This window comes from Sulfitobacter sp. TCYB15, from assembly GCF_040435955.1.
Classification (GTDB): domain Bacteria; phylum Pseudomonadota; class Alphaproteobacteria; order Rhodobacterales; family Rhodobacteraceae; genus Sulfitobacter; species Sulfitobacter pontiacus.
The window spans coordinates 2,381,739-2,394,391 of sequence record NZ_CP159193.1 but is presented as its reverse complement, the minus strand read 5'-3'; the positions used below and the strand labels follow the sequence as shown (position 1 = coordinate 2,394,391).

Genomic DNA, 12,653 nt, shown 5'->3' with positions numbered 1-12,653 from the left:
CATGACCGATTATTTTCGACCTCTCGTCCAGATCGGCCCCGCGCGGCCTGATACTGCGCTGCCTCTCGCGGGGGGGTGGGGCTGGTTCACCCATGCCGAGGTCTTGTCGCGTTACGCGCCGCCCCGTTTTGTGCCCGCGGCCGATATCCCGGCAAGCGTGATGGCACGGCTGACCGCGCCCAGACCCGCGATGGCAGGGCTGACGCTGGACCGCCCGCGCATCATGGGCATTCTGAACACGACGCCCGATAGTTTCTCGGACGGGGGGCAGCATAATGCCGTGCCCGATGCGCTGCGCGTCGCACAAGAGATGGTGACAGCCGGCGCGGATATTCTGGACATTGGCGGCGAGTCCACGCGCCCCGGCGCGGATTTTGTGCCCGTTTCCGAAGAGATCACGCGCACCGCTCCCGTCATTGCCGCACTGCGGGGTGCGGGGCTGCACACGCCGATCTCTATCGATACCCGCAAGGCCGCCGTTGCCGAGGCCGCGGTCAGCGCTGGTGCCAATCTGGTAAACGACGTGTCGGGGTTCACCTTTGATCCCGCCCTCGGGCCCCTGTGTCAAAAACTGGCGCTGCCGGTTTGCGTTATGCATGCCCAAGGCGATCCCGCGATCATGCATCTGGACCCACAGTATGATAACGTGCTGCTTGATGTTTTTGACGCGCTGGAGCGGCAGATCAGCATGCTGGAGGCATCAGGCATCCCGCGGGGGGCCATTCTGGCGGACCCGGGTATCGGGTTTGGCAAGACGCAGGATCACAATCTGGCTCTGCTGGCGCGGCTGAGCCTGTTTCACGCTTTGGGGACGCCTATTCTGCTAGGCGTTTCGCGCAAACGGTTTATCGGAACGATCGGCAACGCGCCGCAGGCACAGGACCGCGCGCCGGGGTCGATCGCCGTGGCGCTTGCAGGATTGGGGCAGGGTGTGCAAATGATCCGTGTGCATGACGTGGACGACACCCGCCAAGCGGTCGCTCTGTGGCATGCCGCATATTTTGGGAGCATTTTATGACAAAATTATTTGGAACAGACGGTATTCGCGGAAAGGCCAATGTGCATCCGATGACAGCCGAGGTCGCCCTGAAAATCGGGGCCGCTGTGGGGCGCTATTTTAGCGCGGGTCGTGATGGTGTGCACCGTGTGGTGATTGGTAAGGACACGCGGTTGTCGGGCTATATGTTCGAAAACGCGCTGACGGCGGGGCTGACGTCCTCGGGGATGAATGTGCTGCTGCTGGGGCCGGTGCCCACACCTGCGGTCGGGCTGCTGACGCGGTCGATGCGGGCTGATCTGGGGGTCATGATCTCGGCCAGCCACAATCCGGCGACGGACAATGGCATCAAGTTCTTCGGCCCCGACGGGTTCAAGCTGAGCGACGCTGTGGAGGCCGAGATCGAGGCGTTGATCGAAGGCGGCGTGGAGTTGAACCCCGCCGACAAGATCGGCCGTGCCAAGCGGATCGATGACGGGCGGTTCCGCTATGTCGAGCGGGTGAAGTCATCGTTCCCGCGCCAGATGCGTCTGGATGGGCTGAAGGTCGTGATCGACTGTGCCAATGGGGCCGCACACCGCGTCGCTCCCGAAACCCTGTGGGAGCTCGGGGCCGAGGTGATCGAGATTGGCGTGTCGCCGAACGGCTTCAACATCAACGAGAATTGCGGCTCGACCCACCCCGAACGCGCCGCAGCGGCGGTGGTAGAGCACGGTGCCCATGTGGGCATTTGTCTGGATGGCGACGCGGACCGCGTGATCCTGATTGACGAAACCGGCAAGGTCGGTGACGGGGATCAATTCATGGCCCTTATGGCGTCCCGTTGGGCGGCCGAAGACCGGCTGGCCAATGGCGCCTTGGTTGCCACCGTGATGAGCAACCTTGGCCTTGAACACTTCTTGCAGGGCAAGGGGCTACGGCTTGAGCGGACGTCCGTCGGCGACCGCTATGTGGTCGAGCGGATGCGCGAAGGCGGCTTCAATCTGGGCGGCGAGCAATCGGGCCATATCGTCATGACCGACCACGCCACCACGGGTGACGGTTTGATGGCGGGGCTGCAGTTTCTGGCAGAGATGATCCGGTCGGAAAAGACCTCGTCCGAGCTGCTAAACAACTTTGAACCCGTGCCGCAACTGCTTAAGAACGTAAGGTTTTCTGCCGGTCAGGTGCCGTTGGAAGACGCGCAGGTGCAAGGGGCCATTGCACAGGCCGAAGCCGATCTGGCTGGTCAGGGGCGTTTGCTGATCCGCAAATCCGGCACCGAGCCGCTGGTGCGTGTGATGGCAGAACATGAAGACGCGCAGCTGATGGAACGCGCGGTCGATTCCGTCGTGGATGCGGTCACAGCGGCTGTCGCACCTTAAGCTGATCGCAGGGCTGCTGGCGGGGATGTCCTGCGCGGCGGCCCTGCCTTGCCCTCGCGGGACGCGCCGCCTGCGGTGGCTGTGGGATGCCTTCGGCGAGGATTTAGGGCCATTTGGAAGCTAGGCGCGCGTGCGGGTGAACAGCCGGCGGAACGCGCCATACTGGCTGAGTGCGACGCCCGAGAGGATCAGCCCCATCGCGTAGAGCAGGGATGGCGGCAGCGGTTCATTCAGCAAGAGCGCGCCGAGGCAGACGGACCAGACGGGGACTTGGTAGTTCACCAGTGACATAAACACCGGGCCAGCACTGCGGATCACCAGCACGCGCAGGAAGTTTGCGGCGGCGGTGGGGATCAGGCCCAGAAACGCCAGCGCCGCGAAGATGGACGGCGAGGGGCGGGGCGGTAGACCTTCGATGATGATCGCCATGGGAATGGTGATGCAGGTGGCTATGATCAGCAGGATGGTCGCAAGGCCGATCGCATCCACCGCGGGCAGGCGGCGCATGATGATCGAGCTGGTGGCGTAGCATCCCGCCGCACCCAGGCAGGCCAGACGCCCCTGGGTTTCAAGCGCGGTGCCGGTGCTTTCAAAGGCTTGCGCGCCGATCAGGATGACAACGCCGACAAAGCCCAAGGCAAACCCGATCACCTTGCGTGGGCTCATCGCTTCGCCCGGCACGAAGAAATGGGCGAGCGGCAGGATGATCAGCGCCGTCGCCGCCATGGTCACCCCCGCGAATCCCGAGGTGACATATTGCTGACCCCATGCGAGCAGGCTGAACGGCACGGCAGAGCTGGCGGCACCGATAAAGATCACGGCCGCAATATCGCCGCGAGTGGGGGATTGGGTAAATAGCCGAAACCCGCGCAGACCCCAGATAACCACCATCACGGTGGCCGCGAACCCGACACGTGTGGCTGCGATCCAGAAGGGTGGCATTTCAGTCAGGGCGATTTCGGTCACCAGAAACGTGCCTCCCCAGATGAAGGCAAGCAGCAGGATCATCAGCCAGCTGGATTTGGTGATCTGGGGCGCGTCCGGCATGACATATCCTGTGGGAAAACTCGGCCCGCCAGATGTGACAGCCGGTTGCGCAAAAGAAAAGGCCCGGTGCAGAACCGGGCCTTTCCACATCGCTGCAATGGCGATCAGTTCTTGGATTTGTCGACCATCTTGCCGGCAGAGATCCAGGGCATCATTTCGCGAAGCTTGCCGCCGACGACTTCGATCTGATGTTCGTCATTGGCGCGACGCGAGGATTTCAGCGTGGGCTGACCGACGGAGTTTTCCAGCATGAAGTCACGCACGAATTTGCCCGACTGGATGTCGCTGAGAACGGCTTTCATGCGCGCTTTGGTCTCGTCGTAGGGCAGGATGCGCGGGCCGGAGACGTATTGGCCGTATTCCGCTGTGTTCGAGATCGAGTAGTCCATGTTGGCGATGCCGCCTTCATAGATCAGGTCAACGATCAGCTTGGTTTCGTGCAGGCATTCGAAATAGGCCATTTCGGGCTCGTAGCCAGCTTCGACCAGTGTTTCGAAGCCGCAGCGGATCAGTTCAACGATACCGCCGCACAGAACAGCCTGTTCGCCGAACAGATCGGTTTCACATTCTTCGCGGAAGTTGGTTTCGATGATGCCGGACCGGCCGCCACCGATGGCGGAGCAGTAGGACAGGCCGATTTCCAGCGCTTTGCCGGTGGCGTCGGTGTCTACCGCAACCAGGCAAGGCACGCCGCCGCCTTTGGTGTATTCGCCGCGCACAGTGTGGCCCGGGCCTTTGGGGGCCATCATGATCACATCAACGCCGGGTTTGGGTTCGATCAGGCCAAAGTGGACGTTCAGGCCGTGGGCGAATGCGATTGCAGCGCCTTCGCGGATGTTATCGTGCACGTATTTCTTGTAGGTTTCAGCCTGCAATTCGTCGGGCATGGTGAACATGATCACATCGGCCCAAGCCGCAGCTTCGGCGATTTCCATGACTTTCAGGCCTTCGCCTTCAGCTTTCGCTTTCGAAGCGGAGCCTTCGCGCAGCGCAACGACGAGGTTTTTCGCACCGGAATCACGCAGGTTCAGCGCGTGGGCGTGGCCCTGGGAGCCATAGCCGAGGATGGCAACTTTCTTGTCCTTGATCAGGTTCACATCGCAGTCACGGTCGTAATAAACGCGCATTGGGGCGTCCTTTCGGGTTCGTTAAAATCTAGGGAGACCATATCGAAGCTAGTGCGAGATGCTATTGCGGAATTGTGAGTTTATTTGGCAAAATGAAGATGGTAATGCGCGGTATGCAGTAAAAATGGAAAAATCATGCTTGATGATATGGATCGACGACTTCTGCGCCACTGGCAAGCGGATGCGGGGTTGTCGCCGGCGGAGCTGGCCGACCTTACGGGGCTGACAGCGGGTAAGGTGTCGCGGCGGATCACGCGCATGCAGGAAGCCGGTATCGTTCAGGGGGTGGCGGCTGTCGTCGATTGGGCGGCATTGGGCTACACGGTCGAAGTGTCCTTGCGGATCACCTTGGACAAGACGCAGGGCAATGCCTTTGACCGCTTTCTTGAAGAGGCACGCCAACTGCCTGAGGTGATCGAGCTCCAGACCTTTCTAGGGCGGGTGGATGTGCGCCTATCGGTAATTGCACGGGATATGGCGCATTATCAGCAGATTTACCGGGAGGGTATTCTGACCTTGCCGCATATTGCCGATATCGAGGCGCTGATGCATGTGGCGCGGATCAAGTCAGATGAGGCGTTGCCGCTATGATCACGCTCGATGAGGTGGACCACCGGCTGATCCGGTCGCTTGCCCGGGATGCCACACAAAGCGCCGGTGCCCTGGGGCGTCATCTGGGGCTGTCGCAGCCTGCCACTTGGCGGCGGATCAAACGGTTGGAGGAGGCAGGCATCCTGCGCGGCAAGAGGTTGCGCTTGAACCGGGAGGCATTGGGGTTCGGCGTCACCGTCTTTCTTGGCGTCAAGCTTGCGACCAAAGGGCGGGTTAGCCTGGAGGATTTCGAACGCGCCGTCAGTGCCATCCCCGAGGTCCAAACGGTGGAGCATGTTCTGGGGCTATATGACTACCGTTTACGGGTTGTTGCGCGGGATCTGGCGGATTTCGAACGGGTGCTGCGGCGGCGGATCATGACCCTGCCAGGGGCGGGGGCCGTCGAGGCAAATGTGCTTCTAAGCGAGGAACGACTGACCGGACCATTGGGCCTGTGACTTTACCACGCGAGCGGCTATGTTCGCGCGAAACCATCAGGAGGATATCATGCCCGCTTTGCTAAATTCAGTTGACCCGGAAGGGCTTGAAGAGTTTTCGGTCGTGTTCACCGACCGGTCCTTGAACCATATGAGCGCCGTGTTCCAAGAGGTCATGCGCGACATCAGCACTCTGCTCAAAGACGTATACAAGGCCGATGCCGTGGCTGTCGTCCCCGGGGGCGGCACCTACGGGATGGAGGCAGTCGCCCGTCAGTTCGCACGGGGGGCCGAGGTGCTGGTCGTGCGCAACGGCTGGTTTTCCTATCGGTGGAGCCAGATCATCGAGAGCGGCGATCTGACCGGCAATGCCACCGTCATGAAGGCGCAGATGCAGGGCAACAGCACGCCCGCGCCCTTTGCCCCGAGCCCGATTGATGACGTTGTCAAAGCAATCGAGACGCATAAGCCGCAGGTGGTTTTCGCACCTCATGTGGAGACCAGTGCGGGGGTGATCCTGCCCGATGACTATATCAAGCAGATGGCAGACGCGGCCCATGCCGTCGGCGCGCTGGTGGTGCTGGATTGCATCGCGTCGGGCTGCGCATGGGTGGATATGAAGGCGCTTGGCGTCGACGTATTGCTTTCAGCGCCGCAAAAGGGCTGGAGCGCATCGCCCTCTGCTGGGCTGGTCATGATGTCGGACCGCGCTGTTGCACGCATGGGAGAGACGACATCGGACAGTTTTGCCATCGATCTGGCCAAGTGGCATAGCATTATGAGAGCCTATGAAGATGGTGGCCACGCCTATCACGCGACCATGCCGACCGATGCGCTACGGCAATTCCGCGATACCATGCTTGAGACGAAATCCTACGGCTTTGACCGTCTGAAAGAGGCGCAGTGGCGTCTGGGGGATTCCGTGCGCAAGATGTTGGCGGAGAGGGGCGTTACCTCTGTCGCGGCGGAAGGTTTTGGCGCGCCGGGGGTGGTGGTGAGCTATACTGCGGATCCCTCCGTGCAAAACGGCAAGGCCTTTGCTGCCGAAGGGATGCAGATCGCCGCTGGCGTGCCCTTGATGTGTGACGAGCCGGAGGATTTCCAGACCTTCCGTCTGGGGCTGTTCGGTCTGGATAAGCTTTACGACGTCGATGCCACGCTGGCGCGGTTGGCAGCCGTGGTCGATAAGGTACTGTAAATAAAGGCGCGCGGCAGGTCAGCCCTGCCGCATGCCCAAGCCCATCTCCATCAACATGCGCCGTACGGGGGGCAGGGCATATAGCGCGCTGAGCCCTTTGGCACGGGCATCGCGGGCCAGTGGCGTTGTCGCCTGACTGGCGCGGTTCAAGAGGTCGATGCCGCGCAAGCGCAGCTGAATATCGCCAAAACGCGCCTTGTGGTAGGCGTCCAGCATGGGCTGGCTGCCCAGATCAGCGCCGTGCTTTTGCGCCAGTTCCAGCAGCGTTGCGATGTCTTGCAGCGACATGTTCAACCCCTGCGCGCCGATGGGGGGCATCACATGGGCGGCTTCTGCAATCAGGGCGATGCGTTCGGCAGAGAGACGCGCGGCATGCTGGCTGATGATCGGCCAGATCGCCCGTTCGGAGGCCAGCGTCAACGGGCCGAGCACATGGGCACTGCGGTCGGTCGCGGCTTGGGAAAACGCATCTGCGTCAAGCGCCATCCGCGCAAGGCAGGACGCGCCGTCATCCATCCACACCACGGCAGAGCAGGGCAGACCGTCGCGATCGGGCAGGGGTACAAGGGTGAAGGGGCCCCCGCTGCGGTGCACCTCGGTCGACACGTTTTCATGCGGGATCGGGTGTGTCACGGCAAAGGCAAGCGCCTTTTGGCCATAGCTTTGGCGGGTAACCTCAATGCCGGCGGCGTCGCGCATGGGGCTGTCGCGCCCGTCTGCGGCAATCACGAGCTTTGCCGAAATTTTCGTGCCATCGCTGAGGCTTACGCGTGCGCCGGTGGTGCGGGTGAACAAGCTGGTGGTTGCGGTGCCGGGGCGGAAATCGACGTTCGGCAAAGCCTCTAACCGCTCCAGAAGCGCGCGCCTTAGCAGCCAGTTCGGGAAGTTCCAGCCGAAAGGTTGGTCCGAGATATCGGCAGCATCAAAAGCGCGGCTGGTCACCGGTGCATCGCCGTCACCGCCCGCATCCACAATACGCATCACCTGCAAAGGTGCGGCATGTTCTTCCAGATGGGCCCAGATGCCCGCTGCCTCAAGCACGCGGCGCGCCGGTTGCAGCATCGCGGTAGAGCGCATGTCGGCCCCTTTCGCCGCACCATCGGTGACGGGGGGCGTGGGGTCGACGCAGACCACGTTGAAACCCGTGGTGCCGAAAGCCGCTGCCGCCGTCAAACCGGCAATACCGCCGCCCGAAATCAAGATATCACATGCCATGGTCATGCCCGTCAGTTAGCCCGTGATCTGTGCAAGAAAAGCCGAAAGATCAGCGGTGTGGAAATGGATATGCGGCGCGGGGGCGGGGTGCTCGGCCACATGGACGGTGCCCATCCCCATGTCATGCGGGGCGATTAGGTTGCGGGGGTCGTCCTCGAACATCACGGCGGTGGTTGGCGTCAATGCGTCGGCGGCAAATATCAGGTCGTAGGCCGCGCGTTCGGGTTTGGGTAAAAATGACGCGTGTTCAACGCCGTAGATGGCATCGAACAGGCCTGAAAGCCCCCGTGCGGCAATGACTTTTTCGGCGTAGGGGGCAGTGCCGTTGGTATAGATGATCCGGCGCCCCGGCAGGGCGGCGATGCGCGCGGCAAGCAGAGGATCCGGGATCAGCGCGTCAAAGGAGATCTCGTGCACCTCGTGCAGATAGGGGCCGGGATCAAGGTCGTGTTCGCGCATCAGCCCGGCCAGCGTGGTGCCATAGGTGTGCCAGTAATGTCTGCGCAGATAATCCGCGCGCTGCTCATCGACGTTCAAGGCGGTCATCACCCAGTGCGTCATCCGCTGTTCAATCTGGTCGAACAGGCGGGCTGATGGCGGGTATAATGTGTTATCAAGGTCAAAGACCCAAGTATTCACATGAGAAAAAGAGGCGTGTGGCATGGGGACTTGCTACGCTGACCAGATGATCTGCGCAAGATCACGGGGTTGCGCAATTGGACGCGGGGGCTAAGGTGCCGGAGCCTTTTGAAAGAGAACCAATGACGACGCCACGCTCCGGACCCACAGACGCCTATTCCATGATCCTGGACGCGATTGACGTGGGCACCTATCGCCCCGGTGATCGGTTGGTGGAAAGCGAATTGGCCGAACGCTTCGGTGTCTCAAGAACGCCGGTTCGTGAAGCATTACAACGGCTTGAGACGCAATCTTTGCTCGCGCGGGACGGGCGGAGCCTGATCGTTGCATCGTTGGACCACAATCAGGTGGCCGAACTTTACGTTGTACGCGGCGAGTTGGAGGGGTTGGCCGCGCGGCTTGCCGCCCGTCACGCCACCGCTGAAGAAGTCCGTGTATTGCGCGAAATGGTCGAGGAAGACGACGCATTTCGCGACAATCCAGCGGCGCTGGCGCGTGCGAACCGCCGATTTCACAAACAAATTCATCTCGCGTCCCACAACCGGTATCTGGTGCAGCAACTTGATCTGGTACACCGGTCCATGGCGCTGATGGCGACATCGTCGTTGGCCGTGGATGGGCGCGGTGCGATCGCGCAGGATGAACATGACCGCATTGTTCAGATGATCGAACAGCGTGACGAAGATGGTGCGGATGAAGCATTGCGCACGCATATTTCTGTCGCCTTCATGACGCGGCTCAAGCAAGAAGCGGCACAGCGCAAAGACGAAGGCTAGGGTGGACGAAGTGGTGGCACCTTAGAACCGATGGGGCTGGATTTATGTGGTACGCCATGTTCGGTCTTGTCCCAATAGAACGGCGTGACCACGAATTCGTATAGCGCCTTATAGGCCGCGAAAGAGCCGAGAATAAAGTAAAACGGCAGGGTGATCGCCCAGGGTATAAGGTGGCGATGCAGCGGACCCGAAACCGCCGTCATCGCGACAGATATATTGAGGATTTCCGCGAAGAGGAAATATCCGAAAAGCCCGTAGAACACGTCAGCGCCCAGTGTTGTCTGGACAGGATGTGCTGCGCCGAACAGCGGTAGGCAGAAAGACCAGAGCAGGGGGGCAAAGATGAACTGGCAGAACGTCGCGAGGAACAATACCTGCACGCCCAAAAACCGAATAAGCCCGACATCACGGATCAGCCGGAGGGGGGCACGGCTGTGCACGACCCATGTGATCAAGAAGCCTTTCAGCCATCGTGACCTTTGTTTGATCCACGGCCACGCACGGAAATTGGCCTCTTCGTAAGTGACAGTCGGCAGCAGGTCGGTTTTATACCCATGCCGTGCGAGGCGGACGCCAAGATCTGCATCTTCGGTGACGTTATGGGAATCCCAGCCCCGCAGTTTCTCCAAAGCGGCGCGGCGGAAAAATAATGTGGTGCCGCCGAGGGGAATGATCAGCCCCAGATGCGCGACACCGGGTAGGATCACGCGCCACCAAGTCGCATATTCCAGTGTGAAACAGCGCGAGATCCAGTTGGTGCGCGCATTATAAAAATCCAGAACGCCTTGCACACAAGCGACGTTTTTGTGCGCCTGATCAAAGTGTTGTACAACGCGGTTGATCTGGTCGGCCTCCGGCGCGTCCTCGGCATCCCACACGCCGATAATACTGCCGCTGCAAAATTCCAGCGCATAGTTCAGGGCACGGGGTTTGGTGCGCAGTTTGCCTGCTTGCGGTACTTCGATCACGTCGAACCAAAAGGGCAGTTCGGTTCGCGCGATGGTGTCACGGGTCATTTGATCGCCTTCCTCCAGTACCAGCACGACCTGCAGCAGCGCCTTGGGATAGCTGAGCTGCGACAGGCGTGCGATCAAGGCGCTGGCAATCTCCTCCTCGTGGAGAAGCGGGACAAGAACCGATACCTTTGGCCATCGTGTCGGGGGCGATGGCGCGGCGGGGTCTGAAGGAAGTGGTGTGTTCCCCCACAGGCAGCGCGCCAGAAAGGCCGATAATCGTAGCGTCATGATCATAGTACTGCAGAATAATGCCCATAGAACAAACGCCGTAAACGTCACCGCGGGGAGTAACGCGAACAGCATGCCCGCGACAAAAATGACACCGGCGGCCCAAATACGCCGACGCGGACCGGCAACCCGCCATGTTCGGCAGCTTTCATGAGAGGGCACACGCTCCGCCGCGCGTTTGGCCAGCTCGGACCCGTAAAGTGCGGTGATCTGACGGTTGATCTGCGCGGGTTCTGCCAGCACCGGTACGATGTCCAGATCGCTAGTACCGAAGGCGTCGCGGGTAAGGGTATGAAGGGTATCCGGCCGGCTGGTAGCTACAAACAGCGTTTGTCTCATCCGCCGCCACGGCACAATCTTATGGTGCAAGCTGGCTTCGGCAGACAGATGGCGCGCAAGCATCGGTTTGGGCGGGTCTGCGTTAAGGTCGACCTGCTGGATCTGATGTTGCAGCGCCAGTGCTTTGGTCACCTCACTGCGCGAGACAAGCCCTTGAGCCAGAAAGATTTCCCCAAGCGGTGCATTCAGACCGCGCTGCGCTTCAAGCGCGTGCACGAGATCGGCCTGATCGATCAACCCTGCGTCGACCAATATGCGCCCCAAGGGACGATAGCGCCCGCGCACACGCGCGGGACTGGGTGCTTTCAGCTCTAATCCAAGGTTGCTCAACGGGCGAATCCCTTCCTGTCGGAATAGGACCACCTTGGGAGAGATGCCTTAATGGGACGTTAATTGCGAATGAAGAGAACGCCCGCAATTATCAGGTTTAGCTGGCCCGCTCTGCCATCGCCGCGGCAAAGCGTTCAAACAGATAGAAACTGTCTTGCGGGCCGGGGCTCGCTTCGGGGTGGTGCTGAACGGACCAGACGGGCCGCCCCTCCATCCGGATGCCGCAGTTGGAGCCGTCAAACAGCGACTGATGCGTTTCAACCACTCCGCTTGGCAGGCTTTGCGCATCGACGGCAAAACCATGGTTCATCGAGGTGATTTCGACCTTGCCGGTATCAATGTCCTTAACGGGGTGGTTCGCACCGTGGTGACCGTGACCCATCTTGACCGTCTGCCCCCCAAGAGCCAGCGCAAGCATCTGGTGGCCAAGGCAAATGCCGAAAACCGGAAGCTCTGTCTTTTCGATGACATCCTTGATCATCGGCACGGCATACACGCCGGTCGCCGCCGGATCGCCGGGGCCGTTCGACAGGAAAACACCGTCAGGATTATGCGCCATCACATCTTCATACGTGGCAGAGGCGGGCAGCACCGTGACATCGCAGCCGGCCGAGGCAAGGCAGCGCAGGATGTTGCGCTTGGCACCGTAGTCGATCGCGACCACTTTATGAGGTGCGTTTTCCTGCGCAGTATAGCCGTCGGGCCATGCCCACCGCATTTCATTCCAGCGGTAGGATTGTTTGCAGCTGACATCTTTCGCCAGATCCATGCCTTCCAGGCCCGCGAAACCGCGTGCCGCAGCGACCAGCGCTTCGACGTCGAAAACGCCGTCAGGATTATGCGCCAATGCCGCGTGAGGGGCCCCTTGCTGCCGGATGGCGCGGGTCAGGCGGCGTGTATCAATACCACCAATCGCGATGCGCCCGCGCGATGCCAGCCATTCGGACAACGGCTGGACCGAACGCCAGTTGCTCGGGTCGGTGGGCATCCATTTGACAACCATCCCCGCTGCGACCGGATCGCCGGTTTCGTCATCTTCGGGGTTGGTGCCGGTGTTGCCGATGTGGGGGAAGGTAAAGGTCACGATCTGCCCCGCGTAGGACGGGTCGGTCATGATTTCCTGATAGCCCGTCATCGCTGTATTAAAGCAAAGCTCGGCCACGGTCTCTCCCGTTGCGCCAAAGCCCATGCCGTAGAAAATCGATCCGTCCGCTAGCGCCAGGCAGGCAGTCGGACGAGGTGATGTGGTCGCGGTCATGTCGGGGGCCTCCAGCGGCAGGTATATGGAGCTAAACGGTGGCAACCTAAAGCCGCAGTTCGTCGGGGTCAATAGCAGGTTGAAAATGAAA

The 12,653-nt window shown here is 60.8% G+C and carries 12 protein-coding genes; 6 read left to right on the top strand and 6 right to left on the bottom strand.

Going from position 1 to position 12,653, the window contains the following annotated elements; genetic code table 11:
- The first annotated feature begins 1 nt into the window (after position 1).
- Positions 2–1,018: a dihydropteroate synthase gene (folP, locus tag ABM428_RS11450; RefSeq protein ID WP_353627954.1), complete on the top strand. Its 1,017-nt coding sequence runs from the start codon at positions 2–4 to the stop codon at positions 1,016–1,018.
- Entirely contained in the window at positions 1,015–2,361 is a 1,347-nt protein-coding gene (gene glmM / locus ABM428_RS11445) for a phosphoglucosamine mutase (protein WP_037944541.1), read from the top strand. Before folP ends, glmM begins: the two co-directional genes overlap by 4 nt.
- Before the next feature lie 120 nt (positions 2,362–2,481).
- Here glmM and ABM428_RS11440 read toward each other — a convergent pair whose 3' ends face one another.
- Both ABM428_RS11440 and ilvC read right to left on the bottom strand, forming a co-directional pair.
- Positions 2,482–3,408, bottom strand: coding sequence for a DMT family transporter (locus ABM428_RS11440; protein WP_132997336.1), 927 nt, complete (start codon positions 3,406–3,408; stop codon positions 2,482–2,484).
- A gap of 104 nt (positions 3,409–3,512) precedes the next feature.
- The gene (gene ilvC / locus ABM428_RS11435) at positions 3,513–4,535 is read right to left on the bottom strand and encodes a ketol-acid reductoisomerase (RefSeq protein WP_009824953.1); all 1,023 of its coding nucleotides are present in this window, start codon (positions 4,533–4,535) and stop codon (positions 3,513–3,515) included.
- Positions 4,536–4,670: 135 nt separating this feature from the next.
- Between ilvC and ABM428_RS11430 the strand changes: the two genes are divergently transcribed.
- The 3 genes from ABM428_RS11430 to ABM428_RS11420 are packed head-to-tail and all read left to right on the top strand — an operon-like array spanning position 4,671 to position 6,761.
- Positions 4,671–5,126, top strand: coding sequence for an Lrp/AsnC family transcriptional regulator (locus ABM428_RS11430; protein ID WP_132997335.1), 456 nt, complete (start codon positions 4,671–4,673; stop codon positions 5,124–5,126).
- A complete protein-coding gene (locus ABM428_RS11425) occupies positions 5,123–5,584 on the top strand; it encodes an Lrp/AsnC family transcriptional regulator (RefSeq protein WP_005854186.1) in 462 nt (153 codons plus the stop codon). Before ABM428_RS11430 ends, ABM428_RS11425 begins: the two co-directional genes overlap by 4 nt.
- Before the next feature lie 49 nt (positions 5,585–5,633).
- Positions 5,634–6,761 carry an aminotransferase class V-fold PLP-dependent enzyme gene (locus ABM428_RS11420; protein WP_132997334.1) on the top strand — a complete coding sequence of 376 codons (1,128 nt, stop codon included), beginning with the start codon at positions 5,634–5,636 and terminating at the stop codon, positions 6,759–6,761.
- A gap of 18 nt (positions 6,762–6,779) precedes the next feature.
- Here ABM428_RS11420 and ABM428_RS11415 read toward each other — a convergent pair whose 3' ends face one another.
- Both ABM428_RS11415 and ABM428_RS11410 read right to left on the bottom strand, forming a co-directional pair.
- Positions 6,780–7,982, bottom strand: coding sequence for a UbiH/UbiF family hydroxylase (locus ABM428_RS11415; protein ID WP_132997333.1), 1,203 nt, complete (start codon positions 7,980–7,982; stop codon positions 6,780–6,782).
- A 9-nt stretch (positions 7,983–7,991) separates the two neighbouring features.
- On the bottom strand, positions 7,992–8,639 hold the full coding sequence (locus tag ABM428_RS11410) for a pyrimidine 5'-nucleotidase (RefSeq protein WP_132997332.1): 648 nt from the start codon (positions 8,637–8,639) through the stop codon (positions 7,992–7,994).
- A gap of 98 nt (positions 8,640–8,737) precedes the next feature.
- Here ABM428_RS11410 and ABM428_RS11405 point away from each other — a divergent pair, with 98 nt between their 5' ends.
- Entirely contained in the window at positions 8,738–9,391 is a 654-nt protein-coding gene (locus ABM428_RS11405) for a GntR family transcriptional regulator (RefSeq protein WP_005854182.1), read from the top strand.
- Here ABM428_RS11405 and ABM428_RS11400 read toward each other — a convergent pair.
- Together ABM428_RS11400 and carA are read right to left on the bottom strand one after the other, a co-directional pair.
- A complete protein-coding gene (locus ABM428_RS11400) occupies positions 9,388–11,304 on the bottom strand; it encodes a glycosyltransferase family 2 protein (RefSeq protein WP_240790819.1) in 1,917 nt (638 codons plus the stop codon). The genes ABM428_RS11405 and ABM428_RS11400 overlap by 4 nt on opposite strands.
- Before the next feature lie 97 nt (positions 11,305–11,401).
- Positions 11,402–12,562, bottom strand: a complete 1,161-nt coding sequence (gene carA, locus ABM428_RS11395) for a glutamine-hydrolyzing carbamoyl-phosphate synthase small subunit (protein WP_005854180.1) — start codon at positions 12,560–12,562, stop codon at positions 11,402–11,404.
- Between the last annotated feature and the right edge of the window lie 91 nt (positions 12,563–12,653).